This is a genomic window from Mariniflexile litorale, assembly GCF_031128465.2.
In the GTDB taxonomy this organism is placed as follows: Bacteria; Bacteroidota; Bacteroidia; order Flavobacteriales; family Flavobacteriaceae; genus Mariniflexile; species Mariniflexile litorale.
The window spans coordinates 797,979-822,495 of sequence record NZ_CP155618.1; the positions used below are offsets into that span (position 1 = coordinate 797,979).

General features: G+C 32.6%; 21 protein-coding genes, 1 tRNA gene and 1 pseudogene. 15 read left to right on the plus strand and 8 right to left on the minus strand.

Features of this window, described 5'->3' with window-relative positions; translation table 11 throughout:
* Window positions 1-22: 22 nt before the first annotated feature.
* From QLS71_RS03095 to QLS71_RS03130, 7 genes and pseudogenes are all read right to left on the minus strand, one after another.
* On the minus strand, window positions 23-676 hold the full coding sequence (locus QLS71_RS03095) for a hypothetical protein (RefSeq protein WP_308990454.1): 654 nt from the start codon (window positions 674-676) through the stop codon (window positions 23-25).
* Window positions 676-1,839: a 6-bladed beta-propeller gene (locus QLS71_RS03100; RefSeq protein WP_308990455.1), complete on the minus strand. Its 1,164-nt coding sequence runs from the start codon at window positions 1,837-1,839 to the stop codon at window positions 676-678. Before QLS71_RS03100 ends, QLS71_RS03095 begins: the two co-directional genes overlap by 1 nt.
* A gap of 59 nt (window positions 1,840-1,898) precedes the next feature.
* On the minus strand, window positions 1,899-2,258 hold the full coding sequence (locus QLS71_RS03105; protein ID WP_308990456.1) for a hypothetical protein: 360 nt from the start codon (window positions 2,256-2,258) through the stop codon (window positions 1,899-1,901).
* 137 nt (window positions 2,259-2,395) lie between these two features.
* Window positions 2,396-4,090, minus strand: coding sequence for an O-antigen ligase family protein (locus tag QLS71_RS03110; protein WP_348636602.1), 1,695 nt, complete (start codon window positions 4,088-4,090; stop codon window positions 2,396-2,398).
* Between the two features lie 994 nt (window positions 4,091-5,084).
* Window positions 5,085-5,429 (minus strand): tyrosine-type recombinase/integrase, encoded by a 345-nt coding sequence (locus tag QLS71_RS03115; protein WP_308990798.1) that lies wholly within the window; start codon window positions 5,427-5,429, stop codon window positions 5,085-5,087.
* Window positions 5,345-6,339, minus strand: a pseudogene (locus QLS71_RS19205) (phage integrase SAM-like domain-containing protein). Before QLS71_RS19205 ends, QLS71_RS03115 begins: the two are co-directional and overlap by 85 nt.
* Before the next feature lie 204 nt (window positions 6,340-6,543).
* A tRNA-Pro gene (locus QLS71_RS03130) sits at window positions 6,544-6,618 on the minus strand.
* A 131-nt stretch (window positions 6,619-6,749) separates the two neighbouring features.
* Between QLS71_RS03130 and QLS71_RS03135 the strand changes: the two genes are divergently transcribed.
* From QLS71_RS03135 to scpA, 8 genes are all read left to right on the plus strand, one after another.
* Window positions 6,750-9,047 carry a TonB-dependent receptor gene (locus QLS71_RS03135; protein ID WP_308990460.1) on the plus strand — a complete coding sequence of 766 codons (2,298 nt, stop codon included), beginning with the start codon at window positions 6,750-6,752 and terminating at the stop codon, window positions 9,045-9,047.
* A gap of 24 nt (window positions 9,048-9,071) precedes the next feature.
* Window positions 9,072-10,196 carry a PQQ-dependent sugar dehydrogenase gene (locus QLS71_RS03140; protein ID WP_308990461.1) on the plus strand — a complete coding sequence of 375 codons (1,125 nt, stop codon included), beginning with the start codon at window positions 9,072-9,074 and terminating at the stop codon, window positions 10,194-10,196.
* A gap of 15 nt (window positions 10,197-10,211) precedes the next feature.
* Window positions 10,212-10,619, plus strand: a complete 408-nt coding sequence (locus tag QLS71_RS03145; RefSeq protein ID WP_308990462.1) for a cytochrome c — start codon at window positions 10,212-10,214, stop codon at window positions 10,617-10,619.
* 66 nt (window positions 10,620-10,685) lie between these two features.
* Window positions 10,686-11,291 carry a uridine kinase gene (gene udk, locus QLS71_RS03150; RefSeq protein ID WP_308990463.1) on the plus strand — a complete coding sequence of 202 codons (606 nt, stop codon included), beginning with the start codon at window positions 10,686-10,688 and terminating at the stop codon, window positions 11,289-11,291.
* On the plus strand, window positions 11,292-11,615 hold the full coding sequence (locus QLS71_RS03155) for a septum formation initiator family protein (protein ID WP_308990464.1): 324 nt from the start codon (window positions 11,292-11,294) through the stop codon (window positions 11,613-11,615). It begins immediately after the preceding gene.
* On the plus strand, window positions 11,608-12,972 hold the full coding sequence (locus tag QLS71_RS03160) for a methylmalonyl-CoA mutase subunit beta (RefSeq protein WP_308990465.1): 1,365 nt from the start codon (window positions 11,608-11,610) through the stop codon (window positions 12,970-12,972). The genes QLS71_RS03155 and QLS71_RS03160 overlap by 8 nt, the downstream gene beginning before the upstream one ends.
* Complete coding sequence (locus QLS71_RS03165; RefSeq protein ID WP_308990466.1) at window positions 12,965-13,609, plus strand: hypothetical protein; 645 nt, start codon at window positions 12,965-12,967, stop codon at window positions 13,607-13,609. The genes QLS71_RS03160 and QLS71_RS03165 overlap by 8 nt, the downstream gene beginning before the upstream one ends.
* Window positions 13,609-15,738 carry a methylmalonyl-CoA mutase gene (gene scpA, locus QLS71_RS03170; protein WP_308990467.1) on the plus strand — a complete coding sequence of 710 codons (2,130 nt, stop codon included), beginning with the start codon at window positions 13,609-13,611 and terminating at the stop codon, window positions 15,736-15,738. Before QLS71_RS03165 ends, scpA begins: the two co-directional genes overlap by 1 nt.
* Before the next feature lie 55 nt (window positions 15,739-15,793).
* On the opposite strand, the gene QLS71_RS03175 is transcribed toward scpA, so the two are convergent.
* Window positions 15,794-18,541, minus strand: a complete 2,748-nt coding sequence (locus QLS71_RS03175) for a pitrilysin family protein (protein ID WP_308990468.1) — start codon at window positions 18,539-18,541, stop codon at window positions 15,794-15,796.
* 234 nt (window positions 18,542-18,775) lie between these two features.
* Between QLS71_RS03175 and QLS71_RS03180 the strand changes: the two genes are divergently transcribed.
* From QLS71_RS03180 to QLS71_RS03210, 7 genes are all read left to right on the plus strand, one after another.
* Complete coding sequence (locus tag QLS71_RS03180) at window positions 18,776-19,540, plus strand: AAA family ATPase (RefSeq protein WP_308990469.1); 765 nt, start codon at window positions 18,776-18,778, stop codon at window positions 19,538-19,540.
* Window positions 19,541-19,542: 2 nt separating this feature from the next.
* Complete coding sequence (locus QLS71_RS03185) at window positions 19,543-20,460, plus strand: ParB/RepB/Spo0J family partition protein (RefSeq protein ID WP_308990470.1); 918 nt, start codon at window positions 19,543-19,545, stop codon at window positions 20,458-20,460.
* A complete protein-coding gene (locus QLS71_RS03190) occupies window positions 20,450-21,064 on the plus strand; it encodes a DUF5683 domain-containing protein (protein ID WP_308990471.1) in 615 nt (204 codons plus the stop codon). The genes QLS71_RS03185 and QLS71_RS03190 overlap by 11 nt, the downstream gene beginning before the upstream one ends.
* A 2-nt stretch (window positions 21,065-21,066) precedes the next feature.
* On the plus strand, window positions 21,067-21,771 hold the full coding sequence (gene dapB, locus QLS71_RS03195; protein WP_308990472.1) for a 4-hydroxy-tetrahydrodipicolinate reductase: 705 nt from the start codon (window positions 21,067-21,069) through the stop codon (window positions 21,769-21,771).
* A gap of 63 nt (window positions 21,772-21,834) precedes the next feature.
* On the plus strand, window positions 21,835-23,409 hold the full coding sequence (gene lepB, locus QLS71_RS03200) for a signal peptidase I (protein WP_308990473.1): 1,575 nt from the start codon (window positions 21,835-21,837) through the stop codon (window positions 23,407-23,409).
* Window positions 23,410-23,558: 149 nt separating this feature from the next.
* Window positions 23,559-24,182, plus strand: a complete 624-nt coding sequence (locus QLS71_RS03205) for a WbqC family protein (protein ID WP_308990474.1) — start codon at window positions 23,559-23,561, stop codon at window positions 24,180-24,182.
* Window positions 24,182-24,490, plus strand: a complete 309-nt coding sequence (locus QLS71_RS03210; protein ID WP_308990475.1) for a DUF6122 family protein — start codon at window positions 24,182-24,184, stop codon at window positions 24,488-24,490. Before QLS71_RS03205 ends, QLS71_RS03210 begins: the two co-directional genes overlap by 1 nt.
* The last annotated feature ends 27 nt before the right edge of the window (window positions 24,491-24,517 follow it).

The window sequence follows — 24,517 nt, forward strand, 5'->3', positions numbered from 1 at the left end:
AATTTTAGTATTTATCTATTTTTCAATCAAGTTTAATGTTTTTATGAAAGTGATTTTTTAAACCAAATTTTAAATAATATTCTGAAAGCTTTGGTTTATCTTTATTTGGTATATAAAAGTTATTCATTTTCAGATTTGAATCAATATGAAAATAATAGGGTATTTCATAATTTTCTAGTGGTATTTTTAGCCCTTTATTTGACGTTAAAAAAAATTTAACATTAGTTGTCAATCCTTTTTTCTTTAACTCTTCATAAAAAACACTCATATCCCGTCTGTTTATATGGTAAGCTATAAGACATACTTCATTTGAAAAAGAAGAATTATTATTTATTAAAATATTTAATTCAGCATCAATACACTCTTTACAGTTTAAAATGGAATATCGTAAAACAATATTGTCTTGTTTAAAAACTTCTTTTGCTAAAATAGTATCTCCTTTTAAGGTTATTAATTTAACATCCTTATCTAAAACCAAATCTTCACTTTCTTTGGAAATAAGAAAGTTATTCTCATCTAATTTCATTGTATGAATAAGATCGGTATTTTTGATAATTTGATTTTTCAATAATTCTTTTGTTTTAACAAAAGCTCCATTACTTAGATTTAACTTATAAATTAATAAGCCATTAAAAACTATTAATATTAAAATGACTAAAATTTTTATGTTTTTCATTAATTATTAATATTTTTGAATTGATATACAATCAATAAAGGGTTATCATCTATATTTATATCTTCAGCTATCTTTTTAATGTTATCTGGTATTTCACTCCATTTTTTAGGGTACTTGCTTTTGCAAGTATTCATCTCATTTTTAAATGATTCCGCAGGGAATTTTGAGATAAGCTTATTATCATTACCATCGTGAGCAAAATAATTTATAAAAGGAAGCCCTTTATGATAAAAAGAATTAATTACTTCAGACTTTTTTGTCTTTTTAGAATATATAACAAGTTTATTTAAAAGATATGAAAAAGTAATATAGTCCTTAGTTTCCCTGAAATTTGATATTCCCCAACCATAATTATTCTCATTAGCATAATTATAAACATCAAAAATATTTACTTTTTGTTCATAAATTTTATTGGGCATTTTATTCCTCCCAAAATCAAGAGAGTATTTAGCTGTAAACCCATTTTTATTGTATTCATAAATAATATCTGAATAAGGTAAACAAATTTTAATATTTCTATCTTTTATAATACATGGTGTTTCTAATGCATATTCTGAATAAAATTCATCTATCTCATTACTTTCTAAAAAACTATTTTTTTTATTTGTACTTAAATCATATTCTTGTAGCATATATTCCCTATTAGTCTCATTGTTTAGCAAAACCATTTTTCCATTCATTAATGCAATATTAGAATATAATTTATCAAGCTTTTTCTCTTCAATAAATTCCCCTAATAGATCATAAACAATAACTTTGTATGGTTTATCCGCATAAACTACAATTTGTTTGTTTACCTCATCAATTCCAAAATCAGTCAAACTAATATATTCATGAGGCCCTTTACCTATATTTTTAATTTTATAAAGAAACTTACCTTTATCACTAAAAATAAAAACACTGTTTAACTTTTTGTCGAGAATATAAATTCTATTATTGTAGAAACTTATCCTATCTATTTTTGAAATTATAGAAAATTCATTTGTTTCTAACTGTATCAAATATGAAGAAGAAAAGTATTCATCAAAGTTTCCTTCAACAGCTTCTTCGTTAAGATCTATTTTAATTGATTTAATATTATTGTTTACCAGTGGATTTACGTCATTAGATTCTTTACAAGAAATAAGGAAAAAAACAAGTATCACATAAAAGTTATTCTTCATAATTTTTTTTTAATGCTTCCATGAAATCATAATATTACATGGAAGCAAGTTAATTTTAATTAAGTAGACTGACAGCCTGGTATTGAACTTGTTACCCAACTACCCCAAGCCCCTGTTCCAGAAGTTCCAGGTGTACAAAGTGTATTTCCAGTACCAGGACAACTTACTTCTGCCGCCGCCCTAGTTCTAGTGCGCTTCTTACAATCTCCTATATTTTCTTCTTCTGATTGCGTCACTATTGTTGTAACTTTTTTCTCAGCGAAATTTCCATTTGACTCTGCATTTGCAGTAGAAATCAAATTAATAGACAAGAGATCATTAGCACCCTCTGTATTAGACTTATCTTTTAACATATCTATATTAAGGCCTATAATAAAAACCATTATTAATAACCCTAGAGCATTTAATGTTTTTTTCATTTTTTTTTATTTATTACGTTTATTTTATTATTTAACTTTAAGTCTGTCAGGCACACTACTCTTTAAATGTGTTAATACTTAACTTTATCAAGTATTAATAATCTAAATTTTTAGATTTCCTTTTATTCTTTAATTCTCTATTTCATTGGCTCTTTATTTTTGTTAAACAATTCATTTTTTGTGATTATATTTTTCATTTGTTGTTTTATTTCCTTTATTGCTGTTGATGATTTTTTTATCTCTTTGCCTAAAATTACTTTAGCTATTTTAACTGCTTTTTCCTTTTGCCCAATTTCATCATATAATTTTGCTAACAAATACAATGGGTAAAACCTAGTAGGTATCATATTAGAAGCATGTATATAGGCTATTTCTGATTCCTTATATTGTTTATTATTTTTATAAGCATCGCCTAAAGCCGTTTCTATAATAGTAGTATTTAAATGTATCTTAGCTCGTTCTAAAATTTGTATCGCTTTTTCATCTTGTTTATAAATGGATAAGGTTTTGCCGTAATTCATTAAAAACTCACCATTGTCTTTCAATTCAGGAAAAGCTTCCTCGTATGCTTCTATTGCAGTTTCATAATCTCCATATTGATAACTGTTTAAAGCGAATTGCCAATTTTTAAAGCTTTCACTTAAACTATTTATATACTTAAAGCTAAAAACTGTTATTATTAAAATACAACCAACCACTAAAGTTTTTAGAGAAATTATTATAGGAACATTTACTTTAAAATTTTGAAATAGCTTTGTTTTATTTTGGTCCAACTTAGCAAGACCTGATAATAAAATAACCATGATAAGTTTAATAGGTAGAATTTCCATGGGATAAGAAAAGAAGGCAAATACACCAATAGTTAGTAAGCTTATTTTTATTATAATACCTAACTCATTCCTTTCTTTTACATCTGCCGTTTTGATTTTGATAATAAAAAACAAAACAAACAGTAATATTATGAAACCAAATACGCCTTGTTCGGTTATAAATTGAATGAATTCATTGAAGGCATAATAAGTATTATCAGCTACTAAAGTCTCTTTAGTTTCTCCATGTTGTGAAAAATAATTAGCTTGATGGTTCATATAGTGAGCCTTAAAACGATCAAGGCCTACACCACAAACAGGATTTTCTTTTATTATTTCGGTAGAGACTTTCCAAATAAATAATCGACCATCCGAAGATCCTTGTTTAAAAAGATAAATACCTAATAGGCTTACTCCAATTATCAATATACAACCTGTGATTAAAATTGATTTTGTTAAATTGGTATATTTATTAAAAAGCCGTTTTATAACTCTATAGCGATATTCTAACAATAGGCAACTACTTATTATTACAGCTAGCCATGATCCTCTAGATTGCGATGCTGGTATAACCAATAAAATACTTACCACGCCAAACATGGGTATATAGTTAAAAATGTATTGGAACATCTTTTTTAAAAATACAGAGCCACTTTTTGATCGCATTTGCTCTATTATGTTTGCGTTAAACAAATACATTCCCAAAGTTATTGGCCATACAGCCGAAAGAAAGCCAGCATAAGGCCCTGGGTTAAAAAAACTACCTGTCATTCTAAACCCAGAATGATTAGATGGATAGTATTCCAGCAATTGTAAATTACCATATATTGCTTGGATAATTCCTGAAACGACAACCATCAATAGCAAACAAACATAATTTTTATTGGAAAGATTTCTTAAAACGATATACAAAACACCTAACCCCACTAATTCCATAAATCGGATTGAGAAACTTAAATTAGTTTGAATGACATATCTATTTAATGTAATAAATGTTAAAAAAATAAAAAGTACAATATCCAATTTAGAAGGTGAAAATGAAATAGCTTTAGTGAATACTATCTTGAGACCATATAAACATAGCAACACTAAACAACTATATTGAAAGCAAATAAACTTGCTTGTAACTGTGGGTTGTACATATCCAGATAGATTAATTTGGGGTAATACCAAGAAAAGCAAAGACACAAAAACTACAATAGCGAATTTTGGCAAACTTGTTAAAACATTTGTACTTTCCTTCATTTTGGTAAAATATGCACTCTTAAAGTTGTAATTGTTTTAGCACAATATAAATTTATATATGCTTTTTACTACGCAATAAATTACCTAAAATTGATACTATATTACCAAATCAATAAAAAATGTGAAACTTATAACTATTATAATTCGCTTTAGATAAATTTCATTAAACATTTAAGGATATAATTTTATAAAAAAGCCACTGATTTTTATCAAGTTGTCTATGAAATTTGATAGGCTCTGCCTATCGGATTTTGTAGAGCAAGAGGGTAACACGCTGCGCGATGTTACATTTACACAACAATCTGTTTTTCATCAACTTATTTACTTATCGAATTATGTTTTTCCGTGAATTTTTAGTAAAAAAGCTTTGTAACCCCTATAAAACCTAGAATCTTTTAGTAAAAAATCACGGAATTCCTAAAATTTGACCCTATTTAAGGTAATTTGATGGTATTGAACCTATGTGGTTACAAAGGCTACCGCGCTCGTTTTGGGGCGAGCTTGGTCCATTTTTAAAGTGATGGATTCCCCTCGCTCAATGTAGAACCAATACAAAAAATCGTTTTTAAAAAGCCAGACCCTAAATCCATCCCTTTAAAAACGTATGAACATATATGCCGCTGAACACCTTTACCCTTGCCGACCAAGGGCAGTGCCTTGCACGGTGTCCGTTGGCATTAATCTTGTGATTTTCTCTGGGCTTTTAGGCTTTTTGTTCCTTGTTAGAATTTCTGTGATCTTAATTTAGGAGTATAATTCGAGTGAATTATTTCTAAACAACACAACTATTGTTTTGATTCGCTGAAATTTTTGTAACTTCTCTTTTTTTGATCCGTTCCTGTAGATTGTTTATATCCTCGCTTATCTTGGTTTCCACTACCCTAGCATAGATTTGGGTCGTCGATAACTTTGTATGTCCCAAAAGCTTTGACACTGTTTCTATGGGTACGCCGTTAGACAGTAAAACAGTGGTTGCAAAGGCATGTCTGGCAATGTGGAAAGTCAGGTTATTCCTTATTCCACAAACATCGGCTATATCTCCTTTAAATACGAATTCAACTTTTGGTTTGAGATTGTTGGGAATAAGTTTTGTTTTACTGTAGTGCTTGGATTTGATTTATAAGTTTCTATAATCTTCAAGGCTTTGGTCAGTAATGGTATCTTTACTGGAACGCTCGTTTTTTCCCTTTGTGAATAGATCCATTGCTTTCCGTCTATACCTATACATAGGTTATCGGTCGTTAAATTCATGACATCGCCATAGGATAAGCCTGTATAACAACTGAACACGAACAGGTTCTTTATCAATCCCAGCCTTGGAATTGTAAATGACTTGTTCTCTATGCTTTGCAGTTCTTCCAAGGTCAGGAAGCCCCTTTCCTTCTTTTCGTATTTCGCCTCAAACTTCATGAATGGATCCTTGTCCAACCATTCCATTTTAAAGGCAAGGCTCACCATTTTCCTTAATCTTTCAATATGTTTCATAACGGTATTGTTTCCATTTTTTCCTGGTGCCTCAAAAAACGCTCAAAGTCAATGATGAACTTATATCCTAGTTCCGAGAGGTACATGTCCGTTGTCCTGTGCTTTTGCTTTAGAAAGAGAAGGATATACTTGTGTGTCGTGAAATAGTTCTTTTGTGTGCCCCATCGCAGGGTGTCCTTCATGTGGGTATTGTGGTACTCTATGATATCCGAAAGTGAATGGCGGTCTTCTTCATTACCAAGGAAATGTGCCTTAATGATGTTCGAGCTTACCTGCTTGTTACCGCTTTGCAGTTTTTGATAGCATTCAAATAGCTTGGCATTGACCTGCTCTATAAAATTGTTGAACTGTTTGTTTTCCTCGCTTAATCCTTTTAGCCTGTTCTTGTTGGTATCCCAATCTGAAATGGTTACTTTTCTTTTAAGGGAAAGTTCCGCGCGTTTGCCATTTACGGTGATTCGAGCATAGAGGGGTGCCTGTCTGTTTTTGGTATTGGCTTGCCTTAGCCAAAACAGGATACTGAAGGTGTTTGAATGTGTCATAATCTTTCATTTTTAAATTAAACATTAAAAACAAAAGTCAAATCAAGTCATTCGGTTACCTTTTTTATGGGTTTCCACGTGTGGTAACCGAATTGGTCACTTTTTTTACCAAACCAATACAAATTAAATGTGACCCTTTAAAATGCAAAAACTTGATAATCATTCGATTACCAAGTTTTTATTACTATTTGATTTCTTAAAAAGTCGGGGTGGCAGGATTCGAACCTGCGACCTCCTGCTCCCAAAGCAGGCGCGATAACCGGGCTACGCTACACCCCGTAAATATTTTCTTGTAACGGGATGCAAATATACTTTTTTATACAATAATCGCACTAAATATTCTGTTTAATTTTAAAAAAACTATTTTTAAGTTTTTTTAAACAAAATCGCTTAACCCTCTTTTTAAAATAATGGCGCAACCAAATTCTTTCATTTTAAAAAAGGCATTGTTCTTTAGTTTCTTTTTGATGACTTTTTCGCACAGCTATTGCCAACAAACTCTGAAAGGGAAAATTATTGATAGTGAAAACGGAACGCCTATTGCTAGTGTAACAATTAAAAATTCTCAAAACAATAAAATTGTAATTTCAAATACTTTAGGTGAGTTTGAAGTGCAAGAATCTGGAATTTATCAATTTATAAAGATAGGTTATCAAGAAAAAAACGAACCGTTAAATTCTGGTTTTACAATTATTCAACTGGAATTAAATCCTTCAAATTTAAAAGAGATTATAGTAACCGCAAATCATATCCCTCAAAAATTAAAAAAATCAAATACAACTATTGATATTATCACTCCTAAAGATATGGAACGTGGAAACACAACGAATGTCATGGATGTTTTAAACAGAGTTCCTAGTGTATTTATGCAATCGGGATCTTTAAATACCAATAAAATTTCCATTAGAGGTATTGGCTCAAGAAACCTATATGGAACTTCAAAAATCAGAGCCTATTTTCAAGATATCCCACTCACTTCTGGAAGCGGAGAAACAACAATTGAAGATTTTGAATTAGGTTCTATCTCTCGAATGGAAATCATCAAAGGTGCAGGTTCCAGTATTTACGGTGCAGGTTTAGGCGGCACCATCCATTTAATTCCTAAAAATGCTTCTCTAAACCAAACGGATGTTCAAAGCGATATATCTTTTGGTTCTTTTGGGCTCATGAAAGGTGTTTTAAATATTAATTATGGTGCTACAAAAAATAGTTTTAGAGCTATTTACAGTAACACCCATAGTGATGGTTACAGGGATAATAATGAATACAACCGACAAACGTTCACCATAAACTCTAATCACTTTTTAAATAATAAAGATGATATAACATTGTTAGCCAGCTATGTCGATTTAAAAGGATTTATTCCAAGTTCAATTAATGAAAATGATTATTTAAATAATCCTAAATCAGCAGCTTTTACTTGGGCACAGTCTAAAGGTTATGAAGATTCGAAACGTGGTATTATTGGTGGTTCTTGGAATCATCATTATAATAGTAACGTAAAGCAAGCAACCAGTGTTTTCGCATCTTTTAAAGAGGCTTACGAACCAAGACCTTTTGATATTTTAACAGAAAACACATCTGCTATTGGAATAAGAAGTCGAATTTTAGGTACATTCAAAAAACTAAATTGGACACTTGGCGGTGAATTATTTAAAGACTCCTATAAATCAAGAAACTTTGAAAATTTATATCAAGATTATCCCTCAGGAACTGGTAGTGTTGAAGGCGATAAATTCTCAGACTTTAAAGAAAATCGCAGTTATTATAACCTCTTTTTCGAAACCAATTACAACCTTTCGGAAAAAATGACGCTTTCGGTTGGGTTTAATTTCAATAAAACATCTTACGACTTACTTGACCGATTTGTTTCAGATGAAAACCCAGACCAAACGGGTACTTACAAATTCAAAGGTATGCTATCTCCCAAATTTGGTGTTTCACATATATTTACCGATAACATTAGTGTTTATTCCAATATAAGTCATGGGTTTTCACCACCCACAACTGCCGAAACATTACTACCAGATGGTTTAATCAATGCAAACATAAAGCCAGAAACTGGTTGGAATTTAGAAATAGGGACACGCTCATCTTTCATTAATAATCGTCTACAAATTAACTTGGCATTATACAAATTAGACGTGCGTAATCTTTTAGTTGCCAGAAGAACCGGAGACGACCAATTTATTGGAGTAAACGCTGGAAAGACCCAACACAATGGTTTGGAATTGGTTATAAAACACCAATGGCTACAACAGGAAACCGTATCACTAAATCAATATGTATCTTACACACTTAACGATTTTAAGTTTAAAGAGTTTGTTGATGATGGAAACAATTTTTCTGGAAACAAATTAACTGGTGTCCCTTCAAACCTTTTAAATACAGGCATGGATTTTGATACTCAATTAGGCATTTACACAACTATTAATTACCAGTATGTTGGACAAATTCCTATGACAGATACGAACTCGCTGTTCACTAAAGATTATAGCTTAACAAATATAAAATTGGGCTATAAACATTTTATTAATAAATGTTTTAAGGTAAACGCCTATTTTGGTTTGGATAATATTTTTAACACCCATTATGCATCGCAAATATTAATTAATGCAACTGGCTTTGGTGGTGCAGCTCCTAGGTATTATTACCCTGGAAATCCAACAAATTATTATACTGGGATTAACATAAGTTATATGTTTTAACTAAATTTATATCAAAAAACAAATATGAAACAGTTACATTTTTTATTAGCAGTAGTTTTAATCTCATTAAACGCTTGTGCTCAACAATCCGAATCTGAAGTAAAAGCCCAAGATCCTGAAAACGTAAATTATACAACAGAATTAATTGTTTCAGATATAAATATACCTTGGGGCATAGCATTTTTACCAGATAGCAGCATGCTAATAACAGAAAAAGCAGGCGAACTTATTCATTTTAAAAATGGAACAAAAACTTTAATTGAAGGGGTCCCTGAAATTTATCTACGTGGTCAAGGTGGTTTTATGGGCATCAAATTACACCCAAATTACGAAACCAATGGATGGATTTATTTCTCTTACGCTTCTGCGGAAGGTGAAGGAGAGGGTGGCAATACTGCCATTATGCGAGCCAAATTAAAAAACAACGCCTTAACTGAAAAAGAAGTGCTATACAAAGCATCACCAAACTCTAAAAAAGGACAACATTTTGGCTCTCGTATAGAATTTGATAATGATGGCTATTTATACTTCTCTATTGGAGAACGTGGTGACCGCGATGTAAACCCACAAGACATCACGCGCGATTGTGGTAAAATTTACCGACTTCATGACGATGGACGTATCCCTACAGACAACCCTTTTGTTAATTCAGAAAACGCAAAACCCGCCATTTATAGTTATGGACACAGAAATCCACAAGGATTAATAAAAAACCCAGAAACTGGAGCCATTTGGGAGCATGAACACGGGCCACAAGGTGGTGATGAAATCAACATCATCCAAAAAGGAAAAAACTATGGGTGGCCTGTTATATCGTATGGTATTAACTACAGCGGAACGTCTTTTACTGATATTACTGAAAAAGAAGGCATGGAACAACCTCTTTTTTATTGGGTACCTTCTATTGCTCCCAGCGGAATGGCATTTGTTACATCAAATAAATACCCCAATTGGAAAGGCAATTTATTAGTAGGTTCACTTAAATTTGAATATTTAGAACGTCTGGTTTTAGACAACGGAAAAGTTGTTAAACGTGAAAAACTAATAGAAAAAACAGGTCGTATTAGAGATGTTGTCCAAGGTCCAGATGGCTATATTTATGTAGCTGTTGAAGGTAAAGGCATTGTAAAAATAGTTCCTGAAAATTAAAAATAATAATTCTTTATGAAATCACTCCTATTAAGTCTATTTGTAACACTTTCAGTTATATTCTCAAGTTTTTCACAAACCAACACCAATACATTAAAATCTAGCATAGAAAGAGGTCAAGAAATCTATACCGATTTTTGTATATCATGCCATCTTCCTAATGGAAAAGGTGTTGAAAGAATTTATCCTCCACTTGCCAATTCAGATTACCTCATCAAAAACAGAGAAGCAAGTATTAAAGCTATCAAATTTGGAATGAGTGGCGACATTGTTGTTAACGGGAAAAAATACAACAGTGTTATGGCTCCTTTGGGTTTAAGTGATGACGAAGTGGCCGATGTTATGAACTACATCAGCAATAGCTGGGGCAATAAAAATGAAAAAATGGTTACTAAAGCTGAAGTTTCAAAAATCAAAAAATAAAATAACTCACAGTATTTGATTGACATTTAACTAACTTTGTAAAAGGTTAATTAAACAAAACTATTCATGCTTATTATCGGAATCGCGGGTGGAACAGGCTGCGGCAAAACAACCGTTGTAAATCAAATACTTAACGAACTCCCAGAGGGTGAAGTTGGAGTTATATCACAAGATTCTTATTATAAAGATACGACGCACTTAAGTTACGACGAACGTATTAAAATAAATTTTGACCACCCTAGATCTATCGATTTTGAGCTTTTAGAAAGTCATCTTAAAGATTTAAAAAAAGGCATTCCTATACACCAACCCGTATATTCTTTCGTTAAGCATAATAGAACGGGAGATACCATTTTTACACATCCAAGAAAAGTAATGATTGTGGAAGGTATTTTAATTTTAACCCATCCAGAATTACGCGATATGTTTGATATTAAAATATTTGTACATGCCGATACTGACGAGCGTTTAATAAGAAGATTAAAACGTGATATTTCTGAACGTGGTAGAGATTTAGATGAAGTTTTAACACGTTATCAAAACACGTTAAAACCCATGCACGACCAATTTATAGAACCTATGAAAGAGTATGCAGACATTATTATACCTAACAACAAACACAATACTGTTGCCATAGATATTGTTCGCACAATAATAAACAACAAACTATAAATGAGCATTTTAAAGCATAAAATATTCAAACCTTTCAAAAACATTTTCATACTTATACTAGCTGTATTTATTGTATGGATGTTGTTTTTTGATGCTAACTCGTGGTTAATTCATCATGAATTAAATACAGATATAGATGCTTTAGAAAGTGAAAAAGAATATTATAAAAAAGAAATTGAAAAAGACAATAAAGCTATTAAAGCATTAAGTACCGAGGAAGGTTTAGAAAAATTTGCTCGCGAAGAATACTACATGAAGCGTGACAATGAAGAAATTTACATCATAGAATACGAAGACAGTCTAAAAACTAAAAAAGATGATTAGTGGTTTGTTTGATGAATTCGATTCGGTTTCAGCAAAACAGTGGAAACAAAAAATCCAGTTCGATTTAAACGGCGCTGATTATAACGAAACGCTTATCTGGAAAAGCAACGAAGACATTTCGGTTAAACCATTTTACAATTCTGAAGATTTAAAAGAGCTTCCCGAAGTTTCAAACACCAAAGCCACTCAATGGAACATTTGCCAAACTGTTTTTGTTGCAAATATTGAAAAGTCAAACAAAAAAGCTCTCAAATCCGTTCAGCGTGGTGCCGAAAGCATCAAATTCATCATTCCAAACGAATCCATTTCTATTAAACAATTACTAGAAAACCTAGATGACATTCCTGTTTTTTTTGAACTTCAATTTCTTTCAGAAAAATTCATTGAACAAATAAATAGTATTTCCGCAAAAGCCCATATACATATTGACATAGATATTATTGGAAATTTAGCAAAAACCGGTAATTGGTTTAATAATTTAAACGACGATTTTACAAAGTTCAAAAACATCGTAAAGCAAACCCAATCTTTTAATATTAATGTTGCCCTATATGAAAATGCTGGTGCCAATATGGTACAGCAATTAGCTTATGCCCTAGCACATGCCAATGAATACTTAAATGCCCTAGATAACGATTTTAACGCTGAAACCAAACAAACTTTACAAATAACCTTTGATGTATCTGTAGGATCAAACTACTTTTTTGAAATTGCCAAACTGCGGGCTTTACGCCTACTTTGGAGCACACTGGCTTCAGAATACCAAATAAATACCCAGTGCCATATCACTGCAACGCCTACCAAACGTAATAAAACCATATACGATTACAATACCAATTTACTACGCACTACCACTGAATGTATGAGCGCGGTACTTGGTGGCGCTAATACTATTTGCAATTTACCTTATGATGTCATTTACAAAAAAGCCAATGCGTTTAGCGAACGAATGGCTCGCAATCAGCTTTTAATTTTAAAGCATGAAAGTTATTTTGATAAGATAAACAATCCTTCAGATGGAGCTTATTATATTGAATCTTTAACCAACCAACTTGCTGAAAAGTCTTTAGCCTTATTTAAAGATATTGAACGCAATGGCGGTTTTTTAAAACAATTAAAAGAAAATACTATTCAACGGAAAATAAAAGAAAGTGCTAATAAAGAACAGCAACAATTTGATACTGGTGAAACTATTTTACTAGGAACAAACAAACACCCAAACCCCAATGATGCTATGAAGGATGAATTAGAACTTTATCCGTTTGTAAAAACACATCAAAGAAAAACATTAATAGAGCCAATTATTGAAAAACGATTAGCCGAAACTCTAGAACAAGAACGCTTAAAAAATGAATAAAAGCACCTTTATATTATTTTTCCTTTTTAGTTTTTTGATACTAAGCAATACTTCATGTTTAAGCATCGCCAAAGATGTTGAAAGCTGGATAGAAGTTAGTAATATTGAAGACGTTCAAGGCAAATATCATTTTTTAACCGAAGACCAAATAAAAATTTATTTACCCGATACCTTTAAAAAATATTCAAGAGTTGGTTATGAAAAACTTTTAGACTCTTTAGCTAGTAAAAAAGATTACGAACTAGAAATTAAACGCTTGGAATTTTTACGTGAAATGGAAGGCAATTTTTATCTCTTTTTTGATGAAGAAACCCGTTCTACTTATACAATTAACACGATGCCTTATATGCCAATACATAAAAGTGATGCGCAATATATTTTAAGTATGATATCCATGAATAACGAAAAAATTTCAAAAAAAACCGATTTAGAATTCACTAAAATAACCGCCAAATATAACGCCAATAATAGTACTCAACTTTTCAAGGCAATTCATAAAATAGAAAACATAAAAAAACAACATACCAGTTTTAATTCCTCATATATAGTTTCGGCAAACAAAAAAACTATTTACATCCAACTCTTAACAGGTTTTGATGTGAATTTCGACCCATTTTTACAAAAAATGATTTTATAATGTCTAGAAAAAATCTTCAGCATATTAATCTGAAATCTGAAATCGGGAAACCGAATTTAGAAGCTTCTGAAACTTTTGTTACAGCTGAAGACATTACTATTCAATCAATTTATTCTAAACAAGACATTGAAAATTTAGAACATCTCAACTTTGCCGCTGGAATAACACCAAACCTTCGGGGGCCTTACAGCACGATGTATGTTACGAAACCGTGGACCATTAGGCAATACGCAGGGTTTTCAACCGCTAAAGAGAGTAATGCCTTTTACAGACGCAATTTAGCAGCAGGACAAAAAGGACTCTCAATTGCCTTCGATTTAGCAACCCACAGAGGTTACGACAGCGACCACGAACGTGTACAAGGTGATGTTGGAAAAGCAGGAGTAGCCATCGATTCGGTGGAAGACATGAAACTACTCTTCGACCAAATTCCACTCGATAAAATGAGTGTATCTATGACTATGAATGGAGCGGTTTTACCTATTATGGCATTTTATATTGTAGCCGCCCAAGAACAAGGTGTAAAAATAGAACAACTTTCTGGCACCATTCAAAATGATATTCTAAAAGAGTTCATGGTTCGTAACACTTATATCTACCCGCCTACGCCCTCCATGAAAATTATCTCTGATATTTTCGAATATTCTAGTAAAAACATGCCAAAATTTAATAGCATTAGCATATCTGGTTACCACATGCAAGAAGCAGGAGCCACTTGCGATATTGAGTTAGCATACACTTTGGCAGATGGTTTAGAATACATAAGAAAAGGATTGGAGGCAGGTATGGATATAGACACATTTGCTCCACGCCTTTCTTTCTTTTGGGCTATTGGTATGAATCATTTTATGGAAATTGCCAAAATGCGAGCTGCACGTATGCTATGGGCTAAACTGGTAAAACAATTCCACCCAAAAAATAAAAAATCGCTTGTCCTTCGAACACATTGTCAAACCTCTGGTTGGAGTTTAACTGAGCAAGATCCTTTTAACAACGTGGCTAGAACTACTATTGAAGCTGCAGCAGCAGTTTTTGGCGGCACACAAAGCTTGCACACTAACGCTCTAGATGAAGCCATTGCATTACCAACCGATTTTTCGGCACGGATTGCCAGAAACACACAGCTTTTTTTAAGAGAAGAAACTAAAATAACAAAAACAGTAGATCCTTGGGCTGGTAGTTATTATATTGAAAAACTAACCCATGATATTGCGCAAAAAGCATGGGTTCTAATTGAGGAAATTGAAGCACTTGGAGGGATGACTAAGGCTATTGAAGCGGGCATCCCCAAAATGCGCATTGAACAAGCGTCCACAAAAAAGCAGGCTCGCATCGATTCCAATCAAGATATTATTGTGGGAGTTAATAAATTTAAACTCTCCAAAGAAGACATTATAGTAACGCTTGATGTAGATAACGAAACCGTTCGAAAACAACAAATGGAGCGCTTAAATATCATTAAAGCAGAGAGAAACTCTGAAAAAGTAAATATCGCTTTATTAAAATTAACAGAAGCTGCTCGATCTGGACAAGAAAATTTACTAGCTTTAGCTATCGAAGCCGCTCGAGAACGCGCCACCCTAGGAGAAATTAGTGACGCACTTGAAGTTGTTTTTGGACGTTATAAAGCTGAAATAAAATCGTTTACTGGTGTGTATAGTAAGGAAATAAAAAATGACGCCTCTTTTAAAAAGGCACAAGAATTAGCCGATATTTTCGCCAATCAAGAAGGCAGAAGACCCCGTATTATGGTAGCAAAAATGGGACAAGACGGTCATGACCGCGGCGCTAAAATAGTAGCCACGGGGTATGCCGATGTCGGATTTGATGTAGATATTGGTCCTTTATTCCAAACACCACAAGAAGTAGCTAAACAAGCTATAGAAAATGACATCCATATTTTAGGGATTTCATCACAAGCTGCTGGTCACAAAACCTTAGTACCACAAGTTATTGATGAGCTTAAAAAATATGGCCGTGGAGATATTATGGTTATTGTTGGTGGCGTTATACCCAAACAGGACTACACATTTTTGCTAAATGCAGGTGCGACAGCTGTATTTGGTCCTGGTACTAAAATTAGTGAAGCAGCTATCAAAATTTTAGAGATTCTAATTGACAATAAATAAAATGTGGTAATTTGTTAAAATACAAATTACCACATTCAAGATATTTAGAAAAAAGTTAATCTACTTTTTCGTCTTTGTTTTTTATTTCATGTTCAACAAAATCGCCAGCATTTACAACCGTCCAATTATCTAATGTTTTGAAATATTTTTTGATTACTTTGTTAACAGCATCAACCGTCAAACCTGTAACTTTATCTTCAATAGCTTTATGAAACATCATATCTCTATCATAATATAAATTATTATTAATAGTTGAAGAAAGTTCGTTGTCTTTGGCTCTAGACACATTTTCACCTTGTACCCAACTTGTTACGGCAACTTTTAATTCTTCTTCTGTAATACCATCTTTAATAAAACGCTCAATTTCTTCTCTAAAGCCTTGTTGCACTTTCGATGCATTTTCTGGGGCGTAAATAGCATACACTACTATCGACGAATTTTTGTCTTTGCTGTTTTCATCTACATTTACATACCCGCCTGCCCCATAGCTTATTCCATCTTTTTGGCGCAAACGTGTTGTAATTCTTGATTTTAAAACACCGCCACCAAAAATTTCGCCAGCTATTTGTAAGGCTGCAAAATCTTCGTCGGTTTGACTTCCTTCAAAAGACAAAACACCTAAACTCATAGCGTTTTTCTTGTCGGGAGTTTTAATTTTTTCATTTGCCACCGTATTAACTTTAAATTTATCAGCAATTGGAGTATAAGGTTTGCTGTTCTTAAAGTTTGAAAAATTAGTTTCAAAATAATTTTTAATTAATTTTTCATCAAAATTTCCAATAACAACTAAAGTGGCATTGTCTGATATCCCATAAAAATCGTTGTAATATGCTTGAACAGATTTAATGGTGACGGAATTTATTGCCTCAACCTCTTCTTCTATGGACATATTATACAAAGGATGTCCTTTTTTATGTTTTTGGTTTAATTCGCTTAATTTTTTACTAGCTAAATACTGAGGTTCTGTTTTATTTTGCTCTATACTTGCCAATTCTTGAGTTTTTAATTTATCCAGTTCGGCTTCATTAAATTTTGGATTTTTTAACATATCTGTCATTAAATCTAACGATGCCATTAAATTTTCTTCGGTGGTATTTATATAGACTGTAACTTTTCCATTGGAACCTCGAAAACCAATAGAAGATTTTAATTCACTCAACTTATCTTCTATAGCTTGTCTTGAATTGTTTTTGGTACCCTTATTTAGCATGTTCGCCGTATAACCAGCTAACTTACCTTTATTCATGAGTTGATCTACATTGGCATTTCTAATAGTAAAAGAAAGTGTTACTGTTTTACCTCGATTATCTTTCTTAATAAACCCATATTCAATTGGAGTTTTTTCTAAATTTCCAAAATTGAGTCTATTTTGTATGTTTTCATAAGATACATCAAATGCTTCACCTGCACCATACCCTTCTTTCCCTTTATAATTGGAAACCAAAGCGTCTAAATTTTCGGTATGTTCTATTTCTACACGTATGGGCGTTTTTGAAGGGATAAAATTACCAACCGTTCTATTTGTGTTTATCAAATAACGTTGTACAGCATCATTTACTTTATCGACTGCCATACTTTCAATTCTATCGCGATTAATGAACATCAATCTCCAGTCTCCAGCTCCAATAAATTCGCTCATATAGGTTCCTAAATAAGATGAATTTCTACTTATTTGGTCTATTCCTTTTAATAAATTAGCCTTAGCACGTTTAACTTCCTCTTCGGTAATTGGATGATTCTTTAAACCATCTAAAGTGGATAATAAGATAGTTTCTGCTTCGGATAGCGATTTATCAGATGGCACATCCACATTTATATAAAGAAAAGAAGGTTCTTTTGTAAATGGAGAATAAGACCAAATATTCGATGCCTTTTTACCATCAATTAAAGCCTTATACAATCTCCCTGAAGGCTGATCTGTTAATACTTCTTCTGCAATAGCGAGTACTGCATAATCCTCATGAGAACCTGCGGGGATATGGTACAATGCAGATAAAATTTGTAAATCGCCTACCCTACTTAAAATTACGCGTTTTTCACCGTCTTGAGCAGGTTCTACAGTGGGAATATCTCTTAAAGGTAACTCGGGATTTTTAATTCCCGTAAACTTTTCCTCAATAAGTGCTAACGTTTTATCGGTTTCAAACTTACCTGTTATCATTAAAATCGCATTATCTGGGCGGTAATATTTTTTATAAAAAGCTTGTAAATTCTCAATAGGCACACGTTCTATATCAGAACGATTGCCAATAGTAGATTTTCCATAGTTATGCCATAAATAAGCACTATTTATAACTTTTTGCATAAGAGTTCTTGATGGTGAATTTTCACCCATTTCAAACTCATTTCTAACTACTGAAAATTCAGATTCCAAGTCTTTTTTAGCTATAAAGGAATTCACCATTCTATCTGCCTCTAGATCTAAAGCCCAGTCTAAATTTTCCTCTGTAGCATTAAACGTTTCATAATAATTTGTTCTATCATAATAGGTCGTTCCGTTTGGTCTAGCGCCGCGTGCTGTTAGCTCATTAGGGATATCTGGATGCTTAGGTGTTCCTTTAAAAACCATGTGTTCGAGTAAATGTGCCATTCCTTTTTCTCCGTATCCTTCATGGCGGGACCCTACTAAATAGGTTATATTTACGGTGATGGTTTGAGAAGAATTATCAGGAAATAATAATACCTTCATACCGTTATCCAGCCTATATTCTGTAATACCTTCTACACTAACCGTTTTTTCAATTTGAGCGTAAGAACTTGTTCCTAAAACAATTAGAAACACAAAAAACATTAATTTTTTCATAAATAAATAATTTTTGGTTTTTGTAAATATACAATTTACAACTTTATAAAAATGTTAAATATCTAAAATTTATACGAAAATACTTTCGACAAATATGTGTTATGTGTTTACTAAATTTCATCTAAATAATAAAGATTTACCTTATAAACTTTCATTTCAACTAATGTTTTTATTTAGGGTTTTTATTACTCATAAATAATTGTATTTTTACCATTCACAAAACCAAATCATTTAATGGGTAAAATCATTGCAATTGCAAATCAAAAGGGAGGCGTTGGAAAAACAACAACGTCCATAAATTTAGCCGCTTCACTAGGCGTTCTGGAAAAAAGAGTATTACTTATCGATGCTGACCCTCAAGCAAATGCAACTTCTGGAATAGGAATAGACGTAGACTCCATAGAGATAGGAACCTACCAACTTTTCGAGCATTCTATTTCTGCAAAAGATGCTATTATGAAAACAGAAACGCCCAATTTAGATCTTATTCCGGCTCATATTGACTTAGTCGCTATCGAAATAGAACTCGTTGATAAAGAGGCTAGAGAATACATGCTAAAGAAAGCATTGTTAGAAATTAAAGACGATTACGATTATATTTTAATCGATTGTGCACCCTCTTTAGGACTATTAACGTTAAACGCCTTAACCGCTGCCGATGCTGTAATAATACCCATTCAATGTGAGTATTTTGCGCTTGAAGGCTTAGGTAAGCTTTTAAATACGATAAAAAGTGTTCAAAAAATACATAATCCGGAATTAGATATAGAAGGTTTATTACTAACTATGTACGATTCCCGTTTAAGATTGTCAAACCAAGTAGTAGAAGAGGTGCAAAAACATTTTAACGATATGGTATTTCAAACCATTATACAGCGAAATGTAAAATTAAGTGAGGCTCCAAGTTTTGGAGAAAGCATTATTAATTACGATGCCGCTAGTAAAGGCGCTACCAATTATTTAAGTTTGGCTAAAGAAATCATCAATAAAAATGCTTAATTATGGCTAAGGCAATTAAAAAACAAGCTTTAGGAAGAGGTTTATCAGCACTTTTAAAAGACCCAAGCAACGACATTCAATCGGCACAAGACAAAAATGCCGATAAAGTTGTGGGTAATATTATTGAGTTAGATATTGCTTTTATTGAAGTAAATCCGTTTCAACCACGTACTAATTTTAGCGAAGAATCACTGCTTGAATTAGCATCATCTATAAAAGAATTAGGCATCATTCAGCCTATTACAGTTAGAAAATTAGGTTTTACCCAATACCAATTAGTTTCTGGGGAGCGTCGTTATAGAGCATCCAAATTATTAGGTTTAGAAACCATTCCTGCGTATATACGTATTGCAAACGACCAAGAGTCGTTGGAAATGGCATTGGTTGAAAACATTCAACGTCAGGATTTAGACCCTATAGAAATAGCTTTATCCTACCAACGTTTGATTGAAGAAATCAACTTAACACAAGAGCAAATGAGTGAGCGCGTTGGTAAAAAACGCTCCACTATTACAAACTATTTACGTTTGTTAAAATTAGACCCTATTATTCAAACAGGAATACGAGATGGTTTTATTTCGATGGGACATGGTCGTGCTTTAATTACAATTGAAGACACAACCATTCAACTAGATATCTACGAAAAAGTACTTTCAAACGAATTATCAGTAAGAGATACCGAAAACCTAGTGCGTAACTACAATACTACGCAAGAAGTAAAAGTAACTCCAAAAAAAGAAGGAGGAGCAGTAGAAGAAACTCCAAAACTCATTAAAGACGGCATTACGGCTTTTTCAGAATACTTTGGGCAGAAAATAGACGTTAAAGTCTCTAAGAATGGAAAAGGGAAAATTACGATTCCTTTTCATTCTGAAGAAGATTTTAATCGTATTAAAAAATTAGTCGAAGGTGCCAAATAAATTATTTATAGTAAGCATATACTCACTATTATTTTGCTGCTTTCTGTCTGCTCAAGAAAAAAACAAAAAAAAAAAAGAGCTACCTGAAGCCCTAGTAGTTGATTCTATTATAGAAATTAGAAATCCTTACAATCCGCTTTCTCCAGCAAAAGCCGCATTCTATTCGGCGGTTTTACCTGGTTTGGGGCAAGCTTATAATAAAAGGTACTGGAAAATCCCCATTGTTTATGGTGGATTAGCTACTGGTATTTATTTTTATTCCACCAATAATAAAGAATACAACCGATACAGAGATGCCTACAAAAGCAGACTTGCAGGTTTAAAAACCGATGAGTTTTATTTTGATACTGAAGGCAACCAATTAACTACACCACGAGTTTCTACTGATGGTTTAGAACGCGGACAAAAATTCTATCGAAAAAACAAAGAAATTTCGCTTTTGGTAACACTGGGTATTTACGCATTAAACATTATTGATGCCAATGTTGATGCACATCTAATGCAATATAATGTAGATGAAAACCTATCTTTGGCACCACATTTTAAAATCAATGAGATTGATGCAACAAGCAATCTTGGATTAACTTTAAATTTTAAATTTTAATTATGAATATTGCTTTACTTGGATACGGAAAAATGGGAAAAACCATTGAGCAAATTGCTATTAAACGCGGCCACACTGTTGTTTTAACCGTTGATAAAGATGACAAAGGTTACGATATTACAAAAGCAGATGTTGCCATCGATTTCAGTATTCCAAGCGTGGCTTTTAATAACATTTCAAATTGTATAAACAACGGGGTTCCTGTAATTTCTGGAACTACTGGTTGGCTAGACAATTATGATAATGCAGTCACTTTATGTAAAGAAAAGAAAGGTGCTTTTATTTATGCTTCAAATTATAGTTTAGGCGTTAACATCTTTTTCGAGCTTAATAAAACATTGGCTAAAATGATGAGTACTCTAAAACAATACAATGTGTCTATGGAAGAAATTCACCATACACAAAAATTAGACGCCCCTAGTGGAACTGCCATTTCTTTAGCTAATGATATTATTGCAAATAATTCCAATTTTGAAGCTTGGAAATTAAATGAACCTGCAGACAGAACCATTCCTATTGTGGCAAAACGTATTGAAGATGTTCCGGGAACGCACACCGTAAATTACGAAAGTGAAGTAGACACCATTACCATAGAACACGTGGCACATACCAGACAAGGTTTTGCTTTAGGCGCAGTTATTGCTGCCGAATGGATTGTTGGTAAAACTGGCGTATTCACCATGAACGATGTGTTAAATATTGGTTAAGAGATACAAAACACGTAACAAGAATAGTAAGTTTAGGTACTAAAACAATAAAAAACTCCGATTATGACATTAATGCAATGGTTTATTTTCATCTTAATTATTCAAGTAATTCACGGTTTAGGTACTTGGAAATTATACATTAAAGCAGGAAGGCAAGCATGGGAAGCCTTTGTTCCTGTGTATAATGGAATTATTTTAATGAAAATTATCAATCGTCCGTGGTGGTGGGTTATCCTATTATTTTTACCAATTGTAAACCTTATTATGTTTGCTGTAGTTTGGGTAGAAACCGCAAGGAGTTTTGGTAAAAACACTAATTTAGATACGTTTTTAGCGGTAATTACTTTAGGTGTTTACAACTATTATTTAAACTATTTTACCGATGTTAAATACGTAGAAAACAGAAGTTTACACCCTAAATCGGCTACTGGTGATTGGGTGAGTTCTATTTTATTTGCCATTGTAGCCGCTACCATTGTACACACCTATTTTATTCAACCATTTACCATTCCATCATCATCTTTAGAAAAATCGTTATTAGTAGGCGACTTTCTATTTGTAAGTAAGTTTCATTATGGAGCAAGAGTACCTATGACTACTGTAGGCGCCCCTATGGTACATGATACCATTCCCGTATTAAAAAATAAATCGTATTTGTTTGATGACCATAAAGGAAGTCATTCTTGGAAAAACAAGCTACAACTACCTTACCTTAGAATCCCTGGTTTTGAAAACATCAAACGAAATGAAATTGTAGTGTTTAATCAACCTGCAGATACGTTGTTGGATATGAACGACTTTCATCCAGACAGAAACTATTACAAGCCTATTGACAAAAAAACCAATTTAGTTAAACGTTGTGTTGGTGTTGCTGGTGATTCTTTAGAAGTTCGAAACGGCTATGTGTACATAAACGGAAAACAAAATGTACTACCAGATAGAGCACATTTACAATTTAGCTACCATGTACAGCCAAAAACATCGCAATTTAACCCTGCATATCTTAAAGAACGCTATGATATAACAGATGGTTTTGGTATTATAAATGATAAAAACACCTATTATTTTTCTGCTATTTCTGATGAAGCGTTATCAAAATTTAAAGACAACCCTAATGTTGTAAGCATCACGCCTGTTAAAGCTGAAAAAGGTGTTAGAGACCCAAATATTTTTCCTCACGACCCAAACTATAATTGGAACATTGACTTTTTTGGCCCCCTTTACATTCCTGAAGCGGGAAAAACAATTGATATAAATTTAAAAGTATTACCTCTTTACAAACGTGTTATAACCGAATACGAAGGCAATACACTACAAGTAAATGGCAATCAAATTTTAATAAATGGACAAGTAGCCACTAGCTACACTTTTAAACAAAACTATTATTGGATGATGGGAGACAACCGTCATAACTCGATAGATGCACGCTCTTGGGGCTTTGTTCCTTTTGACCACGTTGTTGGAAAACCAGTATTCATTTGGATGAGTTGGGATGGTAAAAAACCACGTTGGGATCGTTTCTTTACTACGGTTGGAGGTACAGGTAAAGCAACTTCATTCTTAATTCCTTTTCTGGTTTTAATGTTGGCTTGGTTTGGATTTAATAAATGGAGAGCAAGGAAGAAAAAGAATAGTTAATTCGTTGATTTGAAATGTATGCTTATAGCTTTGAAAAATTAGAAGTTTGGATTGAAGTTAAAAAGCTTTCAAAAGATATTTATTATACACTTACTAGTAAATTGAATGCGTTAAGAAACTACCAAATTAACAAATAAACGCATCAACAAATGAACATTTTAATTCATCCAACATATTTTCCAAGCATAGCACATTTTGTAGCTATTACTAGTGCTGAAAATGTTATGTTTGAAGTTGATGATAATTTTTTAAAACAAACCTACAGAAACCGAGCTTACATATATGGCGCAAACGGTAAACTGGCATTAAACATACCTGTAATTCATACACAGAAAAACAGGCAGAAGTATCGGGATGTTAAAATTTTCAATGAAACCAATTGGCAGGATTTACATTGGAAATCATTACTTTCAGCATATAGAACCTCGCCTTTTTTTGAGTTTTACGAAGATGAATTACATACTTTATTCAATATAAGAGCTAATTATATTTTAGATTATAATTTAAAATGTTTCGAAGTTATTTGTGATTGTTTGCAATTAGATTTGAACACTTCAAAATCTCAAATTTATCAGAAAACCATTGAAGACACAACCGATTTTAGACACTTGGTGATCGCAAAAAAAGAACCAGCACAACCATTTGACAATTACACTCAAGTATTTAGCGACAAACACGGTTTTATACCAAACCTTAGTATTTTAGATTTGTTATTTAATGAAGGACCAAATGCCTTAAGTTATTTAGAATCTCAAACTTTGATACCTCACTAATGCTACAAACTATTGCACATTACGGTTGTCATTTTGTAATCCCGTTAATCATTGCATTGATTTTTTTTAAATCGAACTGGAAATTTGCTTACCTAATTATGATTTTAGGGATGCTGATAGATTTAGATCATTTGTTAGCAACCCCTATTTTCGACCCAAACAGATGTAGTATAGGCTTCCATCCACTACACTCCTATTATGCCGTTGGTGTTTATCTATTGCTTTTAATTCCGAAGAAAACCAGGTTGATTGGTTTAGGTCTCGTTATACATATTTTTGCTGATTTGGTAGATTGTACACTCATGTAGAGTTCGTTTTTTTGTAGTAACAAAATT